The organism is Streptomyces sp. NBC_01089 (genome assembly GCF_045162975.1).
Taxonomy (GTDB): Bacteria; Actinomycetota; Actinomycetes; order Streptomycetales; family Streptomycetaceae; genus Streptomyces.
The window spans coordinates 2,208,700-2,232,298 of sequence record NZ_CP108660.1 but is presented as its reverse complement, the minus strand read 5'-3'; the positions used below and the strand labels follow the sequence as shown (position 1 = coordinate 2,232,298).

The following is a 23,599-nucleotide window of genomic DNA, read 5'->3' as shown; positions in this document are numbered from 1 at the left end:
CGGTCCCCAAGTGGTGGGCGCACGGAAGCTGTGCGCAACTGGAGGGGCTCGTATCCCCATGGCCGTCATCGCGGACGGGCCCGAGGAGCTCATGTGACCAGTACGGCGAACACACCGCAGGCCGGTGGCAGCCCCGCTGCCCCGGACCATCTCGCGCATGTCATCTTCATCACCGCGGCGGCCGCGATGGGCGGGTTCCTGTTCGGCTACGACAGCTCGGTGATCAACGGAGCCGTCGAGGGCATCCGGGGCAAGTACGACGTCGGTTCGGGGACCCTCGCCCAGGTCATCGCCGTCGCCCTGATCGGCTGTGCGATCGGCGCGGCGACGGCCGGCCGCATCGCCGACCGCATCGGGCGCATCCGCTGTATGCAGATCGCGTCCGTCCTGTTCACCATCAGCGCCGTCGGCTCGGCGCTGCCGTTCGCCCTGTGGGACCTGGCCCTCTGGCGCATCATCGGCGGTTTCGGCATCGGGATGGCGTCGGTCATCGGCCCGGCCTACATCGCCGAGGTGTCCCCGCCCGCGTACCGCGGCCGGCTCGGGTCCTTCCAGCAGGCGGCGATCGTCATCGGCATCGCCGTCTCACAGCTCGTCAACTACGGCATTCTGCAGACGGCCAACGGGAACCAGCGCGGCAAGCTGCTGGGGATCGAGGCATGGCAGCTGATGCTCGGGGTCATGGTCATCCCGGCCGTCATCTACGGACTGCTGTCCTTCGCCATCCCCGAGTCGCCCCGCTATCTGATCCAGGCGGGCAAGCCGGACCGGGCCAGGAAGGTGCTGTCCGAGGTCGAAGGCACCCACATCGACCTCGACGCCCGGGTCGAGGAGATCCGGCTCGCCATGAAGCGCGAGCACAAGTCGACGTTCAGGGACCTGCTGGGCGGAGGCTTCTACTTCAAACGCATCGTCTGGGTCGGCATCGGCCTCTCGGCCTTCCAGCAACTGGTCGGTATCAACGTCGCCTTCTACTACTCGGCGACCCTGTGGCAGTCGGTGGGCATCGACCCGTCGACCTCGTTCCTGTACTCGTTCACCACCTCCATCATCAACATCATCGGCACCGTGGTCGCCATGGTCCTGGTCGACCGGATCGGCCGCAGGCCGCTGGTGCTGATCGGCTCCGTGGGTATGGTCATCGGGCTCGCCCTGGAAGCCTGGGCGTTCTCGTACCATCTGGTCGGCGGCAAGCTGCCGAGCCTCCAGGGCTGGGTGGCGCTCATCGCCGCCCACTGGTTCGTGTTCTTCTTCGCGATGTCGTGGGGTGTCGTCGTCTGGGTCTTCCTCGGCGAGATGTTCCCCAACAAGATCCGCGCCGCCGCCCTCGGCGTGGCCGCTTCGGCCCAGTGGATCGCCAACTGGGCCATCACGGCCAGCTTCCCGAGCCTCGCCGACTGGAACCTCTCGGCGACGTACGTCATCTACACCCTCTTCGCCGCGCTCTCGATCCCCTTCGTGCTGCTGTTCGTGAAGGAGACCAAGGGCAAGACGCTGGAGGAGATGGGCTGAGGTCCTGCCCCCTTCGCCCGCTCCGGCTCAGCTCTTGAGCCGGGGCAGCACGTCTTCCGCGAACAGCCGCAGACTGCGCCAGCCCTCGTCCACCGGCATCCCGCCGCACAGCGGGTGCAGCACAAGACTGCCGGCGCCGCCGTCGGCCAGGGCCACGCACTCGTCCGGGGTGACGATCCGGTAGATGCCCTCCGCGCGCAGCGCGTCCACCGTGTCCGCGGCCGAGCGGACCGCGGAGTGGATGTCGGACGACTGCCAGGAGGAGTACGTACGCGCCTCGTGCAGGAAGTAATCGCCGTACTCGGCCCACGCCCGGTCGGGATCCTCCGCGAGGTGCAGCAGCGGCGTCTCGGCCTCCGGCATCATGCAGAAGCCCTCGGTCCCGTGCTCGGCGCGCTGCTGGTGGTAGTACGCCTCGAGATCCGGCAGATACGCGCTCGGGAACAGCGGCAGCCCCAGCCGGGCCGCCCGGCGCGCCGCCGCCCTGGACGATCCGCCGACGAGCAGCAGGGGGTGCGGGTCGGTGTACGGGCGCGGGGTGACCCGGACCGTGCGCCCCCGGTACTCGAACGGCTCGCCGGTCCACGCGGTCAGCAGCGTTTCGAGCAGCTCGTCCTGGAGCCGGCCGCGCCTGGTCCACTCGACGCCCTGCTGGGCGTACTCCTCGGGCCGGTAGCCGATGCCCGCCACCGTGGCCAGCCGGCCCGCGCTGACCAGGTCGAGCACCGCGATGTCCTCGGCGAGACGCAGCGGGTCGTAGAGCGGGCCGATGATCGCGGACACGGTGACCGCGATCCGGCGGGTGGCTCCGAAGACGGCGCCCGCGAAGACGAACGGGGAGGGCAGCCAGTTGTTGCCGACGCCGTGGTGCTCCTCGGTCTGGACGGTGTCGACGCCGTGGCCGTCCGCGTAGGCGGACATCTCCAGGGCGGTGCGGTAGCGGGCGGAGAGTGACTCGGGGGTCGCCCGTGGATCGACGAGATTGAACCTGACGACTGTGAAGGCCATGACGGGAAATCCCCCTTCGCCGGGTGGGAGCTGGCGAAGGGGGACGGTAGCTGACAGAGCGTCAGATAGGTAGGGTCGCGGGCTCACGGTCCGTGCCGGGGCCCTGTCCCGCAGCGCCGGCCCGCGGCTTCGGCTTGGGGAGTACGGCGTAGAGCACGCCCGAGACCAGGATGGTGACCACCCAGCCGAGGCCGTTGCGGCCCAGCCAGCTGTCCGCGAACGGGCCGCTGAACCAGGCGGAGCCCGCCGTGCCCGCCGTGGTGAACAGCATCCCGGTGACCAGCGCCGCGAGCCACGCCACGACGGCGGCCGGGCTGAAGCCGCCCCTGTACCAGTAGGCGCTGGTCCTGGTGGTGTCCATCAGAGCCACCGGGTCGTAGGTGCGGCCGAGCAGCATGTCGGCCCCGAAGACCCCGATCCAGGCGGAGAAGGCCACCGCGAGCAGCGACAGGAAGGCGACGAAGGACCCGAGGAAGCTGGTCGCCGCCAGCATCAGGACCAGTCCCAGGACCACGCTGATCACGGCGTTCACGGAGACCGCCCAGGCGCGCGGCACCTTGATGCCCAGGGTCAGTGCGGTGAAGCCGGCCGAGTACATCGACATCGCGTTGATCAGGACCATGCCGACGACGGCGATCAGCAGATACGGCACCGCGATCCACATCGGCAGGACCTTGCCGAGGAAGGAGACCGGGTCGGACGCGTTCGCGAGGTCCGGGGTGGAGACCGCCATCACGGCGCCCATCAGTACCATCGGCAGGACCACGATGCCGGCGCCCCCGATGGACGCGCCGACCATGCCCGTACCGGAGGAGCGCCGCGGCAGATACCGCGCGAAGTCCGGCCCTGACGGGACCCAGCTGAGGCCGCCGGCCGCGATCAGGCCGATGCCCGCGACCAGGGAGGCGGTGGTGCCGGCCGGCTTGGCGAACACGGCGGACCAGTCGGTGTCCGCGATCAGATAGACGAGCACCAGGACGGAGAAGATCCCGAAGAGATACGTGGACCACTTGTTGCACAGGTGCAGGGCGTTGATACCGAGGCCCGAGATCAGGAACGTGGCCGCGACGAACAGCAGCAGGGTCACGACGATCAGCGGTGTGCTGCTGTGGACGCCGAAGCAGATGTCGAGCACGGTCAGCAGCGCATACGCACCGGTCACCGCGTTGATCGTCTCCCAGCCCCAGCGGGCGATCCAGATCAGTGAGCCGGGCAGCAGATTGCCGCGCTGGCCGAAGACCGAACGGGACAGTGCCATTCCGGGGGCGCCGCCGCGCTTGCCCGCGATGCTGATGAAGCCGACCAGTCCGTAACTGATCACGGGGGCCACGAAGGCGGCGATCAGCGCCTGCCAGAAGTTCAGCTTGTCGGCCACGACGAGGCTCGCGCCCATCGCGAGCAGCAGCACACTGATATTGGCGGCAACCCAGGTCGGGATCAGGTCGCGGACACGGCCTTTGCGTTCGTTGTCCGGGACTGGTTCGAGACCGCGGGTTTCCACCGCGCCTTCGACGTCGGAGGCGTGGGGCATGGGGTACTCCGTGCACGTGTGAGGGGAGTTGGGGACGGGGAAAAGACGATGTGACGCGCGTAGATAGCGACATCATGGTAGGGCGGCCGCGAAAATTTCAAATAGAGGATTTAGTCCCTTGTGCGATCCGACGAAGCTGACGCGGCCGGGCTGTGAACGATCACTGAGCCGTGACTGATACTGGGTGGGTTATGGAAATCGTCATCCTTGCTGTAGTCATCGCCCTGGTCGCGGTCGGCGCGATCAGCGGGCTCGTGGTCAGCAGCCGCAAGAAGAAGCAGCTGCCCACGGCACCGCCGAGTGCGCCGACCATCACAGCGCCGCCCGCCGAACCCCAGGTCGGCGAGGACGCTGCCCCACCGCGCGACGAGTCGCGCCGCACCATCGAGGAGGTTGACCTCCCGCCCGCGGACGAGGCCGTGGGCGCTCCTGCTGCCGTCGAGGACCCCGTCGTCGCGGAGCCCGTCGCCCCCAGCATCGAGATCCCGGAGCCGACCGAGGGCCGTCTCGTACGGCTGCGCGCCCGGCTCGCCCGCTCGCAGAACTCGCTCGGCAAGGGACTGCTCACCCTGCTCTCCCGGGACAACCTCGACGAGGAGACCTGGGAGGAGATCGAGGACACCCTGCTCACGGCCGACGTCGGGGTCGCTCCGACGCAGGAGCTGGTCGAGCGGCTGCGCGAGCGGGTCAGGGTGCTCGGCACCCGCACACCGCAGGAGCTGCGCACGCTGCTGCGCGAGGAGCTGCTGAATCTGCTCGGTACGGACTTCGACCGTGCGGTCAAGACCGAGGGCGGCCTGGAGACTCCCGGCGTCGTCATGGTCGTCGGGGTCAACGGCACCGGCAAGACCACCACCACGGGCAAGCTCGCCCGGGTCCTGGTGGCCGACGGCCGCAGTGTGGTGCTCGGCGCCGCCGACACCTTCCGCGCCGCCGCCGCCGACCAGCTCCAGACCTGGGGCGAACGGGTCGGGGCGCGCACCGTGCGCGGCCCCGAGGGCGGCGACCCGGCGTCGATCGCCTACGACGCGGTGAAGGAAGGCATCAAGGAGAGCGCCGATGTCGTCCTCATCGACACCGCGGGGCGGCTGCACACCAAGACCGGCCTGATGGACGAGCTCGGCAAGGTCAAGCGGGTCGTGGAGAAGCACGGCCCGCTGGACGAGGTGCTGCTCGTACTGGACGCGACGACCGGGCAGAACGGCCTGGTGCAGGCGCGGGTGTTCGCCGAGGTGGTGGACATCACCGGCATCGTGCTGACCAAGCTGGACGGGACGGCGAAGGGCGGCATCGTGATCGCGGTCCAGCGCGAGCTGGGCGTGCCGGTCAAGCTGGTGGGCCTCGGCGAGGGTCCCGACGACCTGGCGCCCTTCGAGCCTGAGGCGTTCGTGGACGCGCTGGTCGGGGACTGATCCCGTACCGGACCGAACCGGTCCGCCCAGGACCGGCCCCGTACGGGACTGACCCGTGACGGACGAAGGGCCCCGCCACACGGTGCAGATGTGGCGGGGCCCTTCGCGCGCTCCCGCACCGGCGCCGGCCGGCACGGGAGGCGCGTCAGGCGGGAACGTGGCGGTGGCAGATGTACGCCAGGGTGCCGAGCAGCAGCCGGGCCTGCGGCGGGCCGCTCGCCGTCTCCAGCGACGGCGGCCGCAGCCAGCGGGCCGGGCCGAGGCCCGCGTGGTCCGACGGCGGGGCGGTGATGTGCTCGCCCGGGCCGAGGCCGTGCAGGTCGAGATCCGCGTCGTCCCAGCCCATCCGGTAGAGCAGCTCGGGCAGTTCACGAGCGGCGCCGGGGGCCACGAAGAACTGGGCCCGGCCGTCCGGGGTCGCGCTCACCGGGCCGAGCGGGAGCCCCATCCGCTCCATCCGGACCAGGGCCGTGCGCCCGGCCGGTTCGGCTACGTCGATGATGTCGAAGCAGCGGCCGACCGGCAGCAGCACCGCGGCGCCCGGTGTCCTGGCCCAGGCGCTCGCGGCCTCACCGAGGGTGGCGCCCGCCGGCACCGCGGGCGCGAACCCGAGCGGGTGGGCGCCCGGGGACGCGCACCCGGCCTCGCCGCAGGAGCAGTTGCCCGCCGCCGCACGCGCGCCGGGCACCACGTCCCAGCCCCAGAGCCCGGTGAACTCGGCCACCGTCGTGCACTCCGATGTGCGGCCGCGACGCCGGGTGCCGGAGCGGATGTCCCGGATGCCGCCGATAGTGAAGCCCATGCCCCCTCCAACGGGTCGTGCGCGACGGTGGTTACGACCTGGAGCCTCTCCGTCACCCTGCGTCGCAAACGCCCTGGTCGGGGAGGCGTGGGGTGACGTTGGGGGTGGTGCGGAACGATTCGCGCGCCCCGGCGTGCACCGCTCCACCCGATCCTGATCGCCGAGTGTCAAGTGAATCGCGCCTGGCGGCAGGCGCGTTCATTCGAAGGGGTGGCGAATGGTGGCGTTTCCGGGATCGCCCTCGCCGGGTGCGTGATCGTAGGATTACTTTCGGTGCATGAACCCTCGGGTCGGATGCACTCACGGGTATGCCGGGGGCAAGCCGGTTCTCTGTTCGATGGGGCGCAAGCGCCGGACAGGGGGCCTCAACTCACGGCATTCTGATATGGGTTGGCGTAATGAGGCTTCAGCGGGATGGGGGCGTTCCAGTGGGCGGCAGTGGCGACGGCGAGACAAGTGCCGGCAAACGCCCGAACGAGCGGCTCGGTTCGTGGTTCGTGCGCAGCGGCTGGTCCAAGGGTGAGCTGGCGCGCCAAGTGAACCGCAGGGCAAGGCAGATGGGCGCGCACCACATCAGCACCGACACCTCACGGGTGCGGCGCTGGCTGGACGGCGAGCAGCCGCGTGAGCCCATTCCGCGCATCCTCTCGGAGCTCTTCTCGGAACGCTTCGGCAGTGTGGTCGCCGTCGAGGACCTCGGGCTGCGCGCGGCCCACCAGTCACCTTCGGTGTCCGGGGTGGACATGCCCTGGGCGGGCCCGCAGACGGTCTCGCTGCTCAGCGAGTTCTCCCGAAGCGACCTGATGCTCGCCAGGCGCGGCTTCCTCGGCGCCTCGCTCGCGCTGGCCGCGGGCCCCACGCTCATCGAGCCGATGCAGCGCTGGCTGGTGCCCACGCCCGCGGGCGAACCGGCCGCCGAACTGCCCGCCGACCACGCGCGGCGCCCCTCCAGGCTCTCCCGGCCCGAGCTGGAACTGCTGGAGTCCACCACGGTGATGTTCCGCCAGTGGGACGCCCAGTGCGGCGGCGGGCTGCGCCGCAAGGCGGTCGTCGGCCAGCTGCACGAGGTGACCGACCTGCTGCAGGAGCCGCAGCCGGGCGCCACGTCCAAGCGGCTGTTCCGGTGCGCGGCCGAACTGGCCGAGCTGGCCGGGTGGATGAGTTACGACGTCGGTCTCCAGCCCACCGCCCAGAAGTACTTCGTGCTCGCCCTGCACGCGGCCAAGGAGGCCGGGGACAAGCCCCTCGGCTCGTACATCCTGTCGTCGATGAGCCGCCAGATGATCCACCTCGGCCGCCCCGACGACGCCCTGGAACTCGTCCATCTCGCCCAGTACGGCAGCCGTGAGTGCGCCACCCCCCGCACCCAGGCGATGCTGTATGCGATGGAGGCCCGCGCCTACGCCAACATGGGCCAGCCGAGCAAGTGCAAACGGGCCGTGCGGATGGCCGAGGACACCTTCTCCGACGCGGGTGCCGACGGCGAGCCGGAGCCCGACTGGATCCGCTTCTTCTCCGAGGCCGAGCTGAACGGCGAGAACGGCCACTCGTTCCGCGATCTCGCCTATGTGGCGGGCCGCAGCCCCACCTACGCGTCGCTCGCCGAGCCGGTCATCGACGACGCGGTCGCGCTCTTCGAGAAGGACGAGGAGCACCAGCGTTCGTACGCGCTGAACCTGGTCGGGATGGCCACCGTCCACCTGCTGAAGCGCGAGCCCGAGCAGTCCACCTCCTACGCAACGCAGGCCCTGCACATCGCCAAGCGGGTCCGCTCCGAGCGCGTCAACACCAGGCTCCGCAAGACCGTCGACACGGCGGTCAGGAACTTCGGCGAGGTCCCGGCGGTCATCGACCTCACCGAGCTGCTCGCGGAGCAGCTGCCCGAGACCGCCGAAGCGGTCTGAGGCGGCGCACCCGCCCGCCCGTACCGGCGGGTACAGCCGCACCAGCGGCGTCCCACAGGCCCCGGCCACGACAGTCACCGTGATGCCCGACTCGGCTCCCCCACGCCAGGTCAACAGGGTGACCGTCGTGGCCGGTTTTCGACCCGCCCGCCGATGCGCACGGGGCCCGCCGGGACCTCCGGGCCGCCCCCGCACGTCATCCGGGCGTAACACACGGCACCTCTTCGTCACCGCGGTGAAACACCACACGGCATCGGCGGAAACGGCGCGCAGCCAGTCTCTGAAGACATGACCGGCCGCTGTTCCGCCGCTCTCCACAGCCCCCGCCCGCAGGTGGCCGCACCGACGACGAGGAGACGCCGATGCCCTCAGGCATCATGACCCTTGCTGCAGACGCCCCGAAGCTGTCTTCCGCCAACACCGGGTTCATGCTCATCTGCTCGGCCCTGGTGATGGTCATGACTCCGGGCCTCGCCTTCTTCTACGGAGGCATGGTCCGGGTCAAATCCACCCTGAACATGCTGATGATGAGCTTCATCAGCCTCGGGATCGTCACGGTCCTCTGGGTGCTCTACGGATTCAGCATCGCCTTCGGACCGAGCGGATCGGGCAACGGATTCTTCGGCTGGTCCAAGGACTACATCGGACTCAGCGGTATCGGACTGACCCAGCTGTGGCCCGGCTACACCATCCCGGTCTATGTCTTCGCCGTCTTCCAGCTGATGTTCGCGATCATCACCCCCGCGCTGATCAGCGGTGCGCTGGCCGACCGCGTGAAATTCACCGCTTGGGCGCTGTTCATCGTGCTCTGGGCCACGGTCGTCTACTTCCCGGTCGCCCACTGGGTCTGGGCGTCGAACGGCTGGCTCTTCCAGAAGGGCGTCATCGACTTCGCCGGCGGCACTGCGGTGCACATCAACGCCGGTGCCGCCGCCCTCGGCGTGATCCTGGTGACCGGCAGACGCGTCGGCTTCAAAAAGGACCCGATGCGCCCGCACAGCCTCCCGCTGGTGATGCTCGGCGCGGCCCTCCTGTGGTTCGGCTGGTTCGGATTCAACGCCGGATCGTGGCTGGGCAACGACGACGGCGTGGGCGCGGTGATGTTCATCAACACCCAGGTCGCCGCGGCGGCCGCGATGCTGGCCTGGCTCGCGTACGAGAAGTTCCGGCACGGCTCCTTCACCACGCTCGGCGCGGCCTCGGGCGCCGTGGCCGGTCTGGTCGCCATCACCCCGTCCGGCGGCGCGGTCAGCCCGCTCGGTGCCATCGCCGTCGGCGCCATCGCCGGAGTGCTCTGCGCCATGGCCGTCGGCCTCAAGTACCGCTTCGGCTTCGACGACTCGCTCGACGTCGTCGGCGTCCACCTGGTCGGCGGCGTCATCGGCTCCCTGCTCATCGGCTTCTTCGCCACCGGCGGCGTGCAGTCCGACGTGGCGGGCGTCTTCTACGGCGGCGGCTTCCACCAGCTCGGCATCCAGGCCATCGGGGTCTTCTCCGTACTCGGCTACTCGCTGGCCGTATCGGCCGCACTGGCCTTCCTGATCGACCGGACCATGGGGATGCGGGTCACCGAGGACATCGAGGTCGCCGGCATCGACCAGGACGAACACGCCGAGACCGCATACGACTACAGCGGAGCGGGCGGCGGCTCCCGGACGGCAGCGGCCGGCCCGGGACCCGCGGCCAAGGCGGGCCCCGCGAACAAGAAGGTGGACGCATGAAGCTCATCACCGCCGTCGTGAAGCCGCACCGGCTGGACGAGATCAAGGAGGCCCTCCAGGGATTCGGAGTCCAGGGCCTCACCGTCACCGAGGCCAGCGGCTACGGCCGCCAGCGCGGGCACACCGAGGTCTACCGGGGCGCCGAGTACACCGTGGACCTGGTGCCGAAGATCCGGATCGAGGTGCTGGCCGAGGACGCGGACGCCGAACAGCTCATCGATGTGGTGGTGGCGGCCGCCAGAACCGGCAAGATCGGGGACGGCAAGGTCTGGAGCGTCCCGGTCGAGACAGCGGTCCGGGTCAGGACCGGCGAACGCGGCCCTGACGCGCTCTGAACGACGAGAGACGGGAACTGCCCGGTGACGAGTGCCGACGAGATGACCGGTCAGACGGACGACCCGGGACCCAGCGGCTACGCGGCGGCCCGGCTGCGCCTCCTCCAGGAGAAGGCAGAGCCGGGGCCGCCGCGCCGTTCGGCGCTCGCCCGGCTGACCGACGCGTGGATGGGCGCCCTCTTCACCTCGGCCGCCGAGGCCGCCGGTGTGCACGGCGCGGCCCTGGTGGCGGTCGGCGGATACGGGCGCGGTGAGCTGTCGCCCCGCAGCGACCTGGACCTGCTCCTGCTGCACGACGGAAAGGCGGACCAGGCCGCCATCGCCTCCCTCGCCGACCGGGTCTGGTACCCGGTGTGGGACCTGGGCCTCGACCTCGACCACTCCGTACGGACCTCAGGCGAGGCACGCAGGGCGGCGGGCGACGACCTCAAGGTCCAGCTGGGGCTGCTCGACGCCCGGCATGTCGCCGGTGACCCGGTGCTCACCACCGGGCTGCGGACGGCCGTACTGGCGGACTGGCGCAACCAGGCACCCAAGCGGCTGCCCGAGCTGTACGAACTGTGCCAGGAGCGCGCCGGGCGCCAGGGCGAGCTGCAGTTCCTCCTGGAACCCGACATCAAGGAGGCCAGGGGCGGACTGCGGGACGCCACAGCGCTGCGGGCCGTCGCCGCCTCGTGGCTGGCCGACGCGCCGCGCCAGGGGCTCGACGGCGCCCGCAGACGGCTCCTCGACGCACGGGACGCGCTGCACCTGGTGACCGGGCGCGCCACCGAGCGGCTCGCGCTCCAGGAACAGGACCAGGTCGCAGCCGAACTCGGGCTGCTGGACGCCGATGTGCTGCTGCGCGAGGTGTACGAGGCCGCGCGCACCATCTCGTACGCGGGTGACGTCACCTGGCGCGAGGTCAACCGGGTGCTGCGCGCACGCTCCGCGCGCCCCCGGCTGCGCGCCCTGCTCGGCGGCGGCGCAGACCGGGCCGCGGCGGCCGGGCGCACCCCGCTCGCGGAAGGCGTGGTGGAACAGGACGGCGAGGTGGTGCTGGCCCGCACCGCCAGGCCCGAGCGTGACCCCGTACTGCCGCTGCGGGCGGCCGCGGCGGCGGCGCAGGCCGGGCTGCCGGTCTCACTGCACGCCGTACGCCGGCTGGCAGCGGGCACCCGCCCGCTGCCGGTGCCCTGGCCCGCCGAGGCCCGCGAACAGCTGGTCACGCTGCTCGGCGCGGGCGGATCCACCGTGCAGGTCTGGGAGGCGCTGGAGGCCGAAGGGCTGATCAGCGCGCTGCTGCCGGACTGGGAGCGGGTGCGGTGCAGGCCGCAGCGGAACGCCGTGCACACCTGGACCGTCGACCGGCACCTCGTCGAGACCGCCGTACGGGCCGCCTCGCTGACCCGCCGGGTGGGCCGCCCCGACCTGCTGCTCGTCGCTGCCCTGCTGCACGACATCGGCAAGGGCTGGCCAGGCGACCACTCGGTGGCCGGCGAGACCATCGCACGGGACGTGGCGGCCCGGATCGGCTTCGACCCCGCGGACGCCGAGGTGCTCGCCACGCTCGTACGCCACCATCTGCTGCTCGTCGAGACGGCGACCCGGCGCGATCTGGACGACCCGGCGACCGTCGCGTCGGTCGCCGCGGCGGTGAAGTCCGCCGCCACCCTGGAGCTGCTGCACGCGCTGACCGAGGCCGACGCACTGGCGACCGGGCCCGCGGCCTGGTCGTCCTGGCGGGCGTCGCTCGTGGACGAGCTGGTCGCCCGGGTCGCCGCCGTCCTGGCGGGCGGCACACCGGACGAGCCCGACCCCGGCGTGCCCGGGGCCGAGCACGAGCGGCTGGCCATCGAGGCGCTGCGCACCGGCGGCCCCGTCCTGGCCCTGCACGCCAGGGCCGAGGAGCCGCAGGAGGACGGCGCCCCGGAACCGGTGGGTGTGGAACTGCTCATCGCGCTCCGCGACCGCCCCGGAGTCCTGCCCGCCGTCGCGGGTGTCCTGGCGCTGCACCGGCTGACCGTACGGGCGGCCGATCTGCGCGCCGTCGAGCTGCCCACCGAACTGGGCCGGCAGGCAGCCGTGCTGCTGCTGACCTGGCGGGTTGCGGCCGAGTACGGATCGCTGCCGCAGGCCGCGCGGCTGCGCGCCGATCTCGTACGGGCGCTGGACGGCTCGCTGGACATCCGCGCCAGACTGGCCGAACGGGAGGCGGCCTACCCGCGCCGCCGCGGTGTCCAGGCGCCGCCGCCCCGGGTGCAGGTGGCCCCCACCGGTTCCCGGCTGGCCACCGTGATCGAGGTACGCGCCCACGACGCACCTGGCCTGCTGCACCGGATCGGCCGGGCGCTGGAGACGGCCGGCGTGACGGTGCGCAGCGCGCATGTCTCCACGCTGGGGGCGAACGCGGTGGACGCCTTCTATGTGACGGGACAGAACGGGGAGCCGCTCCCGCCGGACGACGCGGCCGGGCTGGCCCGGCAGCTGGAGGCCGAGCTGCGCGAGTGACCCGGGGGCGCTCCGGCAGCCCGGATCCTGCCTCGCTCCTGGCACCTGTCGGGGGCAGGGGCAGACCCGACCCACCACGTCCGGATACCCTGGGGTCCAACCGTCCCCCCGCCCCCGACCCGAGGATCCGCGACCGCCGTGTTCGATACCCTCTCCGACCGCCTTGCCGCGACTTTCAAGAACCTCCGGGGCAAAGGGCGCCTCAGCGAGGCGGACATCGATGCCACCGCGCGCGAAATCCGCATCGCCCTGCTCGAGGCGGACGTCGCGCTGCCCGTCGTCCGCGCCTTCATCAAGCAGATCAAGGAGCGCGCGGCCGGCGCCGAGGTCTCCCAGGCGCTGAACCCGGCGCAGCAGGTCATCAAGATCGTCAACGAGGAGCTCATCGGCATCCTCGGCGGCGAGACCCGCCGTCTGCGCTTCGCCAAGCAGCCGCCGACCGTGATCATGCTCGCGGGCCTCCAGGGCGCGGGCAAGACGACCCTCGCCGGAAAGCTCGGCCTCTGGCTCAAGGGCCAGGGCCACACCCCGCTGCTCGTGGCGTGCGACCTCCAGCGCCCCAACGCCGTCAACCAGCTGAGCGTCGTCGCCGAGCGCGCGGGTGTCGCCGTGTACGCCCCCGAGCCGGGCAACGGCGTCGGTGACCCGGTCAAGGTCGCCCAGGACTCGATCGAGTTCGCCAAGTCCAAGCAGTACGACGTCGTCGTGGTCGACACCGCCGGCCGGCTCGGCATCGACCAGGAGCTGATGCAGCAGGCCGCGGACATCCGCGACGCCGTCAGCCCCGACGAGGTCCTCTTCGTGGTCGACGCGATGATCGGCCAGGACGCGGTCAACACCGCGGAGGCGTTCCGCGACGGCGTGGGCTTCGACGGAGTGGTGCTCTCCAAGCTCGACGGCGACGCCCGCGGCGGCGCGGCCCTCTCGATCGCCCATGTCACCGGCCGGCAGATCATGTTCGCCTCCAACGGCGAGAAGCTGGACGAGTTCGACACCTTCCACCCGGACCGCATGGCGTCCCGGATCCTCGGCATGGGCGACATGCTCAGCCTGATCGAGAAGGCCGAGCAGACCTTCAGCCAGGCCGAGGCCGAGCAGATGGCCTCCAAGCTGGCCAGCAGCAAGGGCAAGGACTTCACGCTCGACGACTTCCTGGCGCAGATGGAGCAGGTCAGGAAGATGGGCAGCATCTCCAAGCTGCTCGGCATGCTGCCCGGCATGGGGCAGATGAAGGACCAGATCAACAACATCGACGAGCGCGACGTGGACCGCACCGCCGCGATCATCAAGTCGATGACCCCGGCCGAGCGGCAGGACCCGACGATCATCAACGGCTCGCGCCGGGCCCGGGTGGCCAAGGGCTCCGGCGTCGAGGTCTCCGCCGTGAAGAGCCTGGTGGAGCGGTTCTTCGAGGCCCGCAAGATGATGTCGCGGATGGCCCAGGGCGGCGGCATGCCGGGGATGCCCGGGATGCCGGGCACGGGCGGCGGCGCCGGCCGGCAGAAGAAGCAGCAGAAGCAGGCCAAGGGCAAGCGCAAGAGCGGTAACCCGATGAAGCGCAAGGCCGAGGAGCAGGCCGCGGCCGCCCGCCGTGAGCAGGGCGGCGTCCCGGGCCTGCCGTCAGGTGAGGACGCCAAGAACTTCGAGCTCCCCGACGAGTTCAAGAAGTTCATGGGCTGACCCGGCCCGTTCAGACCCGCCCCGTTCCGGCCCTGTCACGGCCGGCCCGGCACGGACGCGGAGCGGCCCGTACCCCTCGGACATCCGGGGGTACGGGCCGCTTCTTATGTGCTCAGGCCGTCCGGGCGACCACGTAACGGAAGATGTTCGGCATCCACACCGTGCCGTCCCGCCGCAGATGGGGGTGGAGCGCCTCGGCGACCTCCTTCTTCACCTGGTCCCGGTCGGTCGCCCGTATCGCCGCGTCGAACAGCCCGGTCGACAGCAGCCCCCGCACCGCGCTGCGCATGTCCGCGTAGCCGAACGGGCAGGCCACCCGGCCCGACCCGTCGAGCTTCAGCCCGGCCCGCGCGGCCACCTCCTCCAGATCGTCCCGGCGCGGCTGGCGCACGGCATCGGCCAGCCGGGTGGCGACCCGCAGCACGGCCGAAGCCGCGCAGCGCTCGGGCGGCCCCCAGCCGGTCAGCACCACCGCACTGCCGCGCTCCAGCAGCGGCACCGCGTCCTCGACGGCGGGCGTTAGCCCGTCCGGGTCACCCGTGACGCCGCCCAGCGGCTCGAAAGCCGTCAGTAGGTTGTACGGGGCCGCCGTGACCGCGGAGGCGTCGGCGGGGCTGCCGTGCACCAGCCGTGGCCTGCCGCGCCGCGCGCCCGGCGCGGCGTCAGGGCCGTCCGGGCTGTCGGGCAGCAGCCGCTCCCGGGCCAGCGCGATGCGCTCGGCGTGTGTGTCCACACCGGTGACGCTCGCGCCACGGGCCGCGGCCATGAGCAGGGCGAGCCCCGAGCCGCAGCCGATGCCCAGCAGCCGGGTGGCGCTGCCCGCGTCCAGCCGTTTGTAGACCGCGTCGTAGAGCGGCACCAGCATCCGTTCCTGGATCTCGGCCCAGTCGCGGGCACGGGCGACCGCTTCCTCAGTGGGAGTCGCAGCCGCGGACCGGTGGTTCCGGACGAGCGTTGATGACATCGAAGCGCCCCAATTCGCCGAGAGATCAGTTGTGCCCTGTGTGCAAAACCCCCGTGCAGATGTGCGCGCACTGTCCCGTTGCCAGAGAACTCCGCATCCGCGCGCAAGTCCAGGGGTGGTGAGGCAATGCTTGCGTTCCCGGAATATGCATCCCGACCGTGCGCCTCCGGGCGCGAAAATCAATCACGCTTCCGGAGGTACTCGCCGTACGATTCGCGCCATGAAAAAGGCTCCCGTTCTCACGCCCCGGGCGGACGACTTTCCCCGCTGGTACCAGGACTTGATCAACAAGGCCGAACTCGCGGACAACGGTCCGGTGCGGGGCACCATGGTCATCCGCCCGTACGGCTACGGGCTGTGGGAGCGGATGCAGCAGGAACTGGACGCCCGCATCAAGGCCGCGGGCGCTCAGAACGCCTACTTCCCGCTCTTCATCCCCCAGTCTTACCTGACTCGCGAAGCTGAGCATGTCGAGGGATTCGCACCCGAGCTCGCCCTGGTCACGCACGCCGGTGGCAAGGAGCTCGAAGAACCGGTGGTCGTCAGGCCCACATCGGAGACGATCGTCAACGAATACTTCTCGAAATGGGTGCAGAGCTACCGCGATCTGCCGCTGCTCATCAATCAGTGGGCCAATGTGGTCCGTTGGGAGATGCGGCCCAGGGTGTTCCTGCGCACCACGGAATTCCTGTGGCAGGAGGGGCACACCGCCCACGCGACCCGCGCCGAGGCCCATGACTACGCCGCGCACATCCACCGGAACGTCTACGCGGACTTCATGGTCAATGTGCTCGGCATCGATGTCGTACTCGGCCGCAAGACCGCAGCCGAACGGTTCGCGGGCGCCATCAACACCCTGACGCTCGAAGCCATGATGGGGGACGGCAAGGCCCTCCAGATGGGCACGAGCCATGAACTCGGCACCAACTTCGCCAAGGCGTTCCACACCGAGTACCTCTCCAGGGACGGCGCGCAGGAACTGGTCTGGCAGACCTCCTGGGGCGCCACGACCCGGCTGGTCGGCGGGCTGATCATGTCGCACGGCGACGACAGCGGCCTGCGGGTGCCGCCCCGGCTCGCGGCCGTGCAGGCCGTGGTCGTCGCGATCAAGGGGGACGAGGCGGTGGCGAAGGCCCGCGAGGTCGGCGCGCGGCTGGCGGCGGAGGGGATCAGGGTCCGCGTCGACGACCGCACCGACATTCCCTTCGGCAGGCGGGCCGTCGACTGGGAGCTCAAGGGGGTCCCGGTACGGATCGAGATCGGCCCGCGGGACCTGGCGGAGGGCACGGCGGTGCTGGTCCGCAGGGTGGTGGATCCGCACGGCCCCGGCGGTCCGGGGGGTCCCGCGGGGCCCGGCGGCAAGGAGTCCGTACGGGTGGACGAGCTGCCCGGGCTGCTGCCCGCGGTGCTCGAAGAGGCGCAGAGCCTGCTGCTGCGGGAGTCGCGGGAGCGCCGTGAGGCCCGTACCAGCGAGGTGCGGACGGCCGGCGAGGCCGCCGAGGTGGCGGCCGCGGGCGGCTGGGCCCGGATCCCGTGGGACCTGCTCGGTCCTGAGGGCGAGGCCGCACTCGCCGGGCAATCGGCCTCCGTACGGTGTCTGGTGGCCGAAGACGGGTCGGTGCCGGAGTCGGACGACGCTCCCGGTACCGTCGCTCTGGTGGCCCGTGCGTACTAGTGCCGCGCGACCAGGTGCCGCGTACCGCAGGCCGGTGACCGGCCGGTGAATCGGCCGGAATGCCCCTTGCGGCGACGGCCGGCCGGGTCCTGACCGGCGTGGGGCCGGGTCCCCGCGCCGGGGCGTACGCGACCCTACGTACCACCTTGGTGTGAGCTGTGAGGCTTCTCCGCAGATCAGCGCACCCGCCCTCGTCCGGACGCATCAAGGGCAACTGACGGGTACGTGCAAATTATTTGGGATGCCCCGGAATAGGAACACAGCGGTACCCCGGCTCGTTGTCACGACGTGAGCACGACACCAACTGTCCTCGCCGCAGAGCTGGCGCAGGCGTGGGCCGATATTCAGCGGTACCACCCCGAGCTGCCGGATCTAGCCGCGCCCGAGTCCCTGATCGGCGAGTCCTCGTCCGCCTGCGGCGCTGAACTCTCCTTCGAGCGACTGCTCCATGAGGCAGTCCACGGCATCGCTGCCGCGAGAGGTGTCCGCGACACCTCCCGCGCCGGCCGCTACCACAACCGCAGGTTCCTGGCGATCGCCGAGGAGATGGGCCTCGACCACCCCGAGGAGCCGCATCCCAGCAGCGGCTTCTCGCTGGTCTCGCTCAACCCCGAGGCGAAGCGCAGGTACCGGCAGACGGCCGAACGGCTGCAGCGCGCCCTCAAGGCGCACACCGCGGCCACGGCCGCCGACACCAAGCGCTCCTTCCGCGGACCTGCCGCCCGGCACGGTTCATCCGGCGGCGGTGTGCGGGTGAAGGCGGTCTGCGACTGCGGCCGCAATGTCCGGGTCGTTCCGTCTGTGCTGGCCCAGGCGCCCATCGTCTGCGGTGGCTGCGGGAAGGCTTTCCGTATCCCGGAAGTGGTCGCCGCGGCCGGCTGACCCGGGGTGCCGCAACGTATGGCACAATGGCTAGCTGTACTCGACAGCCGCACAGGAACCCTCTCGTCCTCCGGCTGACGCGTCCATCGGGCACCCGAGTACCGCAACCCCACGTGGCATCTCGTTGTGCCCAACCACGTCAAGACCAGGAGACACCACTTCCGTGGCAGTCAAGATCAAGCTGAAGCGTCTGGGCAAGATCCGTTCGCCTCACTACCGCATCATTGTCGCCGACTCCCGTACCCGCCGTGATGGCCGGGCCATCGAGGAGATCGGCCTGTACCACCCGGTGCAGAACCCCTCGCGCATCGAGGTCGACTCGGAGCGTGCGCAGTACTGGCTGTCCGTCGGCGCCCAGCCGACCGAGCCGGTCATGGCGATCCTGAAGCTCACCGGTGACTGGCAGGCGCACAAGGGCCTCCCGGCCCCCGCGCCGCTGCTGCAGCCGGAGCCGAAGGCCGACAAGCGCGCCGCGTTCGAGGCGTTCGCCAAGTCCATCGAGGGCGACGAGCCGAAGGGTGAGGCCATCACCCCGAAGGCGAAGAAGGCCGACAAGAAGGCGGACGAGGCGGCTCCGGCCGCTGACTCCACCGAGTCGACCGAGGCCTGAGCATGCTCGAGGAGGCTCTCGAGCACCTCGTGAAGGGCATCGTCGACAACCCCGACGACGTACAGGTCGCTTCGCGCAACCTCCGTCGCGGGCAGGTGCTGGAGGTCCGGGTGCACCCCGACGACCTCGGTAAGGTGATCGGCCGCAACGGCCGCACCGCGCGCGCCCTGCGCACCATCGTGGGCGCCATCGGCGGCCGTGGCATCCGGGTCGACCTCGTCGACGTGGACCAGGTCCGCTGAGAAGTAGCTGAACACCGGCTCGGGCCGGGGAGGGCTGAGAAGCCGTCCCCGGCCTTTGTCGTCCGCGGTCCGCGCGGCAACACTGGAAGCGGCAGAACCGGCAAGACCGGCAAGACCGGCAGAAACAGCAGAACCGGCAGAATGAGGAGCGAAGCGTGCAACTGGTAGTCGCACGGATCGGGCGCGCCCACGGGATCAAGGGTGAAGTCACCGTGGAGGTGCGGACCGACGAGCCCGAGCTGCGGCTCGGTCCCGGCGCGGTGCTCACCACCGACCCTGCGGCCACCGGGCCGCTGACCATCGAGACCGGCCGGGTGCACAGCGGCAGGCTGCTGCTGCGCTTCGCGGGGGTCACGGACCGGACCGCCGCCGAGGCGCTCCGGAACACCCTGCTGATCGCCGATGTCGACCCGCGGCAGACTCCTGAGGACCCCGAGGAGTACTACGACCACCAGCTGATGGACCTCGACGTGGTGCTGGCCGACGGCACCGAGATCGGCCGGATCACCGAGATCACCCACCTGCCCTCGCAGGACCTCTTCATCGTGGAGCGGCCCGACGGCAGCGAGGTCATGATCCCCTTCGTCGAGGAGATCGTCACCGGGATCGACCTGGAGGAGCAGCGGGCCGTCATCGATCCGCCGCCCGGCCTGATCGACGCCGACCAGGCCGAGGTCGCGGGGACCCGGGACGAGGCCGCCGGGGACGAAGCCGCCGAGGGCCAAGCCGCCGAGTCCGCGGACGCCAGGGACGGCGACTGATGCGGCTCGATGTCGTCACGATCTTCCCCGAGTACCTCGAACCGCTGAACGTCTCGCTGGTCGGCAAGGCGCGCGCCCGCGGCCGGCTCGACGTACAGGTGCACGACCTGCGCGACTGGACGTACGACCGGCACAACACGGTCGACGACACCCCGTACGGCGGCGGCCCCGGCATGGTCATGAAGACCGAGCCCTGGGGCGAGGCGCTGGACGAGGTGCTGGCCGCCGGTTACGAGGCGGGGGCGTCGGGCCCGGTCCTGGTCGTGCCCACGCCCAGCGGCCGCCCCTTCACCCAGCAGGTCGCGGTCGAGCTGTCCGAACGGCCCTGGCTGGTCTTCACGCCCGCCAGGTACGAGGGCATCGACCGACGGGTGGTGGACGAGTACGCGACCCGGATGCCGGTGTACGAGGTGTCCATCGGGGACTACGTCCTGGCCGGTGGCGAGGCCGCCGTCCTGGTGATCACGGAAGCCGTCGCCCGGCTGCTCCCCGGGGTGCTCGGCAACGCCGAATCGCACCGCGACGACTCCTTCGCCACCGGCGCGATGGCCGATCTGCTGGAGGGGCCCGTCTACACGAAGCCGCCCGAGTGGCGCGGCCGGGGCATCCCGGACGTCCTGCTGAGCGGCCACCACGGGAAGATCGCACGCTGGCGCCGGGACGAGGCGTTCCGGCGTACGGATCTCAACAGGCCGGATCTGCTGGAGCGCAGCGACCCCGCGTCCTTCGGCAAGAAGGACCGCGAAATGCTCTCGATCCTGGGGTGGAAGCAGGGTCCCGGAGGGCGATTTGGGCGAGAGCCCGGAGCCGTGGAACAATAGGCCGCTGCTGTACGTCCGGCGTGCGCCCCTGCCACAGGGGGAACGACGACCGTCCGACGCGATCAGCTCCCGAAACTCATCACGATGATCCCGTCGATGACCTGTGGCATCGGCGAAGAAAGCAGAAGATCATGTCCAGCCTGCTCAACGACGTCAAGGCCGCTTCGCTCCGGTCCGACCTGCCGGCCTTCCGTGCCGGTGACACGGTCAACGTCCACGTCCGTGTCATCGAGGGCAACCGTTCGCGTATCCAGCAGTTCAAGGGTGTCGTCATCCGCCGCCAGGGTGCGGGCGTCAGCGAGACCTTCACGGTCCGCAAGGTCTCCTTCTCCGTCGGCGTCGAGCGCACCTTCCCGGTGCACAGCCCGATCTTCGAGAAGATCGAGCTCGTGACCCGCGGTGACGTCCGTCGCGCGAAGCTGTACTACCTCCGTGAGCTGCGCGGCAAGGCCGCGAAGATCAAGGAGAAGCGCGACCACTGAGTCCACAGGGCGGCCGGATAAGCTCTGGCCCCGATGGACACCGAAGCACAGCACACGGAGCGCGACCGCTCACCCGAACCGGATACGTCCGGTGAGGAGGAACGGTCGCGCTCCGTGCGTCTCTCCGCGCTGGTCGAGGGGCCCTGGCGCAAGGCCGGGCTGCTGGTCCTCGTCTGCGCGGTGTTCCTGCTGCTGCTGAGTACGTATGTGGTGCAGCCGTTCCTCATCCCCAGCGGCTCCATGGAACCCACGCTCCAGGTGGGGGACCGGGTGCTGGTGAACAAGCTGGCGTACCGGTTCGGCGACGAGCCGCGGCGCGGGGACGTGGTGGTCTTCGACGGCACCGGCTCCTTCGTGCAGGACGCGCCCGCGCAGAACCCGGTGACCCGGGTGGTGCGCGGTGCGGCGGCCGCGCTGGGGCTCACGGCGCCCACCGGGACCGACTATGTGAAGCGTGTGGTGGGGGTGGGCGGCGACCGTGTGGTCTGCTGCGACAAGCGCGGGCGGATCGAGGTGAACGGGCAGCCGGTGGACGAGCCGTACGTGTATCCCGGCAACCCGCCCTCCCAGGTGCCCTTCGACATCGTGGTGCCCGCGGGGACGCTCTGGGTGATGGGCGACCACCGCTCCCGCTCCAGCGACTCCCGCGACCATCTCGGTGACCCCGGTGGCGGGATGGTCCCGGTGGACGAGGTGATCGGACGGGCCGGCTGGATCGGCTGGCCGGTCGGCCGCTGGACGTCGCTGGAGCGGACCGGAGCCTTCGACCGGGTGCCGGCGGCCGGCGGCCGCCATGGGTAACCGGGGGAGAGCCCGCGGCAGCGGTGCGACCGGCGAACGGCCAGCGGCGGCGGACGGCCCCACGGGCGAGCGGTCCCTGCCCACCAGGGCCGAGCGGCGCAGACTCGCGCGCAAGGTCCAGCGGCGGCGCAGACGGTCAACGGCGCGTGAGATCCCCGTCCTCATCGTCGTCGCGGTCGTGATCGCGCTGGTGCTCAAGACGTTCCTGGTCCAGGCGTTCGTCATCCCGTCGGGTTCGATGGAGGAGACGATCCGGATCGGTGACCGGGTGCTGGTGGACAAGCTCACCCCCTGGTTCGGCTCGAAGCCGCAGCGCGGCGATGTCGTCGTCTTCAAGGACCCCGGCCACTGGCTGCCGCCGGGGGAGAGCACCACGCAGGACTCCTCGTTCCCCGTCAAGCAGCTCAAGTCCGGACTGACCTTCATCGGGCTGTTGCCGTCGAACGACGAACAGGACCTGATCAAGCGGGTCATCGGAGTCGGCGGGGACACCGTGAAGTGCTGCGACAAGGACGGCAGGGTCACCGTCAACGGCACGCCCCTGAACGAGCCGTACCTCCATCCTGGAAACCCGCCGTCCGAGCTGAAGTTCGAGGTGAAGGTACCGGCGGGACGGCTCTTCGTGATGGGTGACCACCGGTCCAACTCGGCGGATTCACGGTTCCATCTGGACGAGCCGTACCAGGGGACGGTGCCGGTGAGCGGTGTGGTGGGGCGGGCAGTCGTTATCGCCTGGCCGCTGGGACACTGGAGCAGGCTCAGGGAACCGGCCACCTTCGCGTCGGTGGCGTCCGCGCCGGGGGCCACGGCCTCCGGGGCCGTGGATCCGCAAAGCCCCGGTCAGCAGCGGCTCGTGGCTCAGGATCGGCACGTAAACTTCCCGCTCCCGACTCCTGCGGAACTTCCGCTCGTTATGGGAGTGGTGGGCCTGCGTCTCCCCGGAGGCAGGCGACGGCACGGAGTGAGGAGTGGATGTGGGGGACGTGGCGGTCGGCGCGCGATCCGGACACGAAGAGCCAGAGGACCGGCCAGGGCCGCCCGTTGGTGGCGAGGGAACCGAAGCCTCTGACAGCGGGAGGGCCGGTGGCCAGCACAGGGCCGGCGACCGGCAGGAAGGACCCGGCGGGCCCGGCGGGCCGTACGGTCCTGACGAGGGCGACGGGAACGGCGAGGGCACCGGGAGCACCCGGACGAAGGAACCGAAGAAACAGCGCTCCTTCTGGAAGGAGCTGCCGCTCCTCATCGGAATCGCGCTGGTCCTGGCCCTGTTGATCAAGACTTTCCTGGTCCAGGCGTTCTCGATCCCGTCCGACTCGATGCAGGACACCCTGCAGCGCGGCGACCGGGTGCTGGTCGACAAACTGACGCCGTGGTTCGGCTCGGAGCCCGAGCGGGGTGACGTTGTGGTGTTCCACGACCCGGGCGGCTGGCTGGAGGGCGAGCCGACCCCGACGCCGAACGTGGCGCAGAAGTTCCTGAGCTTCATCGGCCTGATGCCGTCCGCGGAGGAGAAGGACCTGATCAAGCGGGTCATCGCGGTCGGCGGTGACACGGTTTCCTGCAAGAAGGGCGGCCCGGTCGTCGTCAACGGCAACGCGCTCTCCGAGAAGTCGTACATCTACCCGGGCAACACCCCTTGCGACGACCAGCCGTTCGGGCCGATCCATGTGCCCAAGGGCCGGATCTGGGTGATGGGCGACCACCGCCAGGACTCGCTCGACTCCCGCTACCACCAGCAACTGCCCGGTGGCGGCACGGTGTCGGATAAGGAGGTCGTCGGACGGGCCTTCGTCGTGGCCTGGCCGGTCAACCGCTGGTCGTGGCTGGGCGTTCCGAGCACCTTCGACCAGAAGGGCATCAACGCCGCGGGCGCGGCCGCTCCCGGCGCGCTGGGACTGGCGGGCGCGTTGCCGCTGGTGATCCGGCGCAGGCGCAGGCTGACCCGCGACGGTACTGCCGGGTAAGG

Annotated in this window: 21 protein-coding genes; 17 read left to right on the top strand and 4 right to left on the bottom strand. The window is 70.7% G+C overall.

Annotation, left to right across the window (positions count from 1 at the left end; translation table 11 throughout):
• Window positions 1–93: 93 nt before the first annotated feature.
• Entirely contained in the window at window positions 94–1,512 is a 1,419-nt protein-coding gene (locus OG510_RS09720) for a sugar porter family MFS transporter (RefSeq protein ID WP_406136390.1), read from the top strand.
• A 27-nt stretch (window positions 1,513–1,539) separates the two neighbouring features.
• On the opposite strand, the gene OG510_RS09715 is transcribed toward OG510_RS09720, so the two are convergent.
• Window positions 1,540–2,520: an LLM class flavin-dependent oxidoreductase gene (locus OG510_RS09715; protein WP_406136389.1), complete on the bottom strand. Its 981-nt coding sequence runs from the start codon at window positions 2,518–2,520 to the stop codon at window positions 1,540–1,542.
• 61 nt (window positions 2,521–2,581) lie between these two features.
• Window positions 2,582–4,051: a purine-cytosine permease family protein gene (locus OG510_RS09710; RefSeq protein WP_406136387.1), complete on the bottom strand. Its 1,470-nt coding sequence runs from the start codon at window positions 4,049–4,051 to the stop codon at window positions 2,582–2,584.
• 191 nt (window positions 4,052–4,242) lie between these two features.
• Between OG510_RS09710 and ftsY the strand changes: the two genes are divergently transcribed.
• Window positions 4,243–5,463 carry a signal recognition particle-docking protein FtsY gene (gene ftsY / locus OG510_RS09705; RefSeq protein WP_406136385.1) on the top strand — a complete coding sequence of 407 codons (1,221 nt, stop codon included), beginning with the start codon at window positions 4,243–4,245 and terminating at the stop codon, window positions 5,461–5,463.
• A 145-nt stretch (window positions 5,464–5,608) separates the two neighbouring features.
• On the opposite strand, the gene OG510_RS09700 is transcribed toward ftsY, so the two are convergent.
• Complete coding sequence (locus tag OG510_RS09700; RefSeq protein ID WP_164266381.1) at window positions 5,609–6,265, bottom strand: bifunctional DNA primase/polymerase; 657 nt, start codon at window positions 6,263–6,265, stop codon at window positions 5,609–5,611.
• A 428-nt stretch (window positions 6,266–6,693) separates the two neighbouring features.
• Between OG510_RS09700 and OG510_RS09695 the strand changes: the two genes are divergently transcribed.
• The 5 genes from OG510_RS09695 (at window position 6,694) to ffh (ending at window position 14,395) form a co-directional block, all read left to right on the top strand.
• Window positions 6,694–8,169, top strand: a complete 1,476-nt coding sequence (locus tag OG510_RS09695) for a hypothetical protein (protein WP_406136384.1) — start codon at window positions 6,694–6,696, stop codon at window positions 8,167–8,169.
• Between the two features lie 362 nt (window positions 8,170–8,531).
• Window positions 8,532–9,890, top strand: a complete 1,359-nt coding sequence (locus tag OG510_RS09690) for an ammonium transporter (protein WP_406136382.1) — start codon at window positions 8,532–8,534, stop codon at window positions 9,888–9,890.
• On the top strand, window positions 9,887–10,225 hold the full coding sequence (locus OG510_RS09685) for a P-II family nitrogen regulator (protein WP_164266378.1): 339 nt from the start codon (window positions 9,887–9,889) through the stop codon (window positions 10,223–10,225). Before OG510_RS09690 ends, OG510_RS09685 begins: the two co-directional genes overlap by 4 nt.
• Before the next feature lie 42 nt (window positions 10,226–10,267).
• Window positions 10,268–12,715, top strand: a complete 2,448-nt coding sequence (locus OG510_RS09680) for a [protein-PII] uridylyltransferase (protein ID WP_406142348.1) — start codon at window positions 10,268–10,270, stop codon at window positions 12,713–12,715.
• A 138-nt stretch (window positions 12,716–12,853) separates the two neighbouring features.
• Complete coding sequence (gene ffh / locus OG510_RS09675; RefSeq protein WP_164266518.1) at window positions 12,854–14,395, top strand: signal recognition particle protein; 1,542 nt, start codon at window positions 12,854–12,856, stop codon at window positions 14,393–14,395.
• A 112-nt stretch (window positions 14,396–14,507) separates the two neighbouring features.
• On the opposite strand, the gene OG510_RS09670 is transcribed toward ffh, so the two are convergent.
• Window positions 14,508–15,359, bottom strand: a complete 852-nt coding sequence (locus tag OG510_RS09670) for a methyltransferase domain-containing protein (protein WP_406136380.1) — start codon at window positions 15,357–15,359, stop codon at window positions 14,508–14,510.
• 220 nt (window positions 15,360–15,579) lie between these two features.
• Between OG510_RS09670 and proS the strand changes: the two genes are divergently transcribed.
• From proS to lepB (OG510_RS09620), 10 genes are all read left to right on the top strand, one after another.
• On the top strand, window positions 15,580–17,034 hold the full coding sequence (gene proS / locus OG510_RS09665) for a proline--tRNA ligase (protein ID WP_406136378.1): 1,455 nt from the start codon (window positions 15,580–15,582) through the stop codon (window positions 17,032–17,034).
• Window positions 17,035–17,322: 288 nt separating this feature from the next.
• A complete protein-coding gene (locus OG510_RS09660) occupies window positions 17,323–17,916 on the top strand; it encodes a hypothetical protein (protein WP_164265902.1) in 594 nt (197 codons plus the stop codon).
• A 163-nt stretch (window positions 17,917–18,079) separates the two neighbouring features.
• A complete protein-coding gene (rpsP, locus tag OG510_RS09655) occupies window positions 18,080–18,526 on the top strand; it encodes a 30S ribosomal protein S16 (RefSeq protein WP_406136376.1) in 447 nt (148 codons plus the stop codon).
• Between the two features lie 2 nt (window positions 18,527–18,528).
• Window positions 18,529–18,768, top strand: coding sequence for an RNA-binding protein (locus tag OG510_RS09650; protein WP_164265900.1), 240 nt, complete (start codon window positions 18,529–18,531; stop codon window positions 18,766–18,768).
• Window positions 18,769–18,923: 155 nt separating this feature from the next.
• Window positions 18,924–19,529, top strand: a complete 606-nt coding sequence (rimM, locus tag OG510_RS09645) for a ribosome maturation factor RimM (RefSeq protein WP_406136374.1) — start codon at window positions 18,924–18,926, stop codon at window positions 19,527–19,529.
• Window positions 19,529–20,350, top strand: a complete 822-nt coding sequence (gene trmD, locus OG510_RS09640; RefSeq protein WP_406136373.1) for a tRNA (guanosine(37)-N1)-methyltransferase TrmD — start codon at window positions 19,529–19,531, stop codon at window positions 20,348–20,350. Before rimM ends, trmD begins: the two co-directional genes overlap by 1 nt.
• 131 nt (window positions 20,351–20,481) lie before the next feature.
• A complete protein-coding gene (gene rplS / locus OG510_RS09635; RefSeq protein WP_164265897.1) occupies window positions 20,482–20,832 on the top strand; it encodes a 50S ribosomal protein L19 in 351 nt (116 codons plus the stop codon).
• Between the two features lie 33 nt (window positions 20,833–20,865).
• On the top strand, window positions 20,866–21,633 hold the full coding sequence (gene lepB, locus OG510_RS09630) for a signal peptidase I (RefSeq protein ID WP_406136372.1): 768 nt from the start codon (window positions 20,866–20,868) through the stop codon (window positions 21,631–21,633).
• On the top strand, window positions 21,626–22,702 hold the full coding sequence (gene lepB, locus OG510_RS09625) for a signal peptidase I (RefSeq protein WP_406136370.1): 1,077 nt from the start codon (window positions 21,626–21,628) through the stop codon (window positions 22,700–22,702). Before lepB (OG510_RS09630) ends, lepB (OG510_RS09625) begins: the two co-directional genes overlap by 8 nt.
• On the top strand, window positions 22,617–23,597 hold the full coding sequence (lepB, locus tag OG510_RS09620; RefSeq protein ID WP_406142347.1) for a signal peptidase I: 981 nt from the start codon (window positions 22,617–22,619) through the stop codon (window positions 23,595–23,597). The genes lepB (OG510_RS09625) and lepB (OG510_RS09620) overlap by 86 nt, the downstream gene beginning before the upstream one ends.
• Window positions 23,598–23,599 lie beyond the last annotated feature (2 nt).

What these genes read in the sequence shown, in the direction of transcription:
- OG510_RS09715 (WP_406136389.1), bottom strand. Translation starts at nt 2,520, where the DNA reads ATGGCCTTCACAGTCGTCAGGTTCAATCTCGTCGATCCACGGGCGACC.
- OG510_RS09710 (WP_406136387.1), bottom strand. Translation starts at nt 4,051, where the DNA reads ATGCCCCACGCCTCCGACGTCGAAGGCGCGGTGGAAACCCGCGGTCTC.
- ftsY (WP_406136385.1), top strand. Translation starts at nt 4,243, where the DNA reads ATGGAAATCGTCATCCTTGCTGTAGTCATCGCCCTGGTCGCGGTCGGC.
- OG510_RS09700 (WP_164266381.1), bottom strand. Translation starts at nt 6,265, where the DNA reads ATGGGCTTCACTATCGGCGGCATCCGGGACATCCGCTCCGGCACCCGG.
- OG510_RS09690 (WP_406136382.1), top strand. Translation starts at nt 8,532, where the DNA reads ATGCCCTCAGGCATCATGACCCTTGCTGCAGACGCCCCGAAGCTGTCT.
- OG510_RS09685 (WP_164266378.1), top strand. Translation starts at nt 9,887, where the DNA reads ATGAAGCTCATCACCGCCGTCGTGAAGCCGCACCGGCTGGACGAGATC.
- OG510_RS09680 (WP_406142348.1), top strand. Translation starts at nt 10,268, where the DNA reads ATGACCGGTCAGACGGACGACCCGGGACCCAGCGGCTACGCGGCGGCC.
- OG510_RS09670 (WP_406136380.1), bottom strand. Translation starts at nt 15,359, where the DNA reads ATGTCATCAACGCTCGTCCGGAACCACCGGTCCGCGGCTGCGACTCCC.
- proS (WP_406136378.1), top strand. Translation starts at nt 15,580, where the DNA reads ATGAAAAAGGCTCCCGTTCTCACGCCCCGGGCGGACGACTTTCCCCGC.
- OG510_RS09650 (WP_164265900.1), top strand. Translation starts at nt 18,529, where the DNA reads ATGCTCGAGGAGGCTCTCGAGCACCTCGTGAAGGGCATCGTCGACAAC.
- trmD (WP_406136373.1), top strand. Translation starts at nt 19,529, where the DNA reads ATGCGGCTCGATGTCGTCACGATCTTCCCCGAGTACCTCGAACCGCTG.
- rplS (WP_164265897.1), top strand. Translation starts at nt 20,482, where the DNA reads ATGTCCAGCCTGCTCAACGACGTCAAGGCCGCTTCGCTCCGGTCCGAC.
- lepB (WP_406136372.1), top strand. Translation starts at nt 20,866, where the DNA reads ATGGACACCGAAGCACAGCACACGGAGCGCGACCGCTCACCCGAACCG.
- lepB (WP_406136370.1), top strand. Translation starts at nt 21,626, where the DNA reads ATGGGTAACCGGGGGAGAGCCCGCGGCAGCGGTGCGACCGGCGAACGG.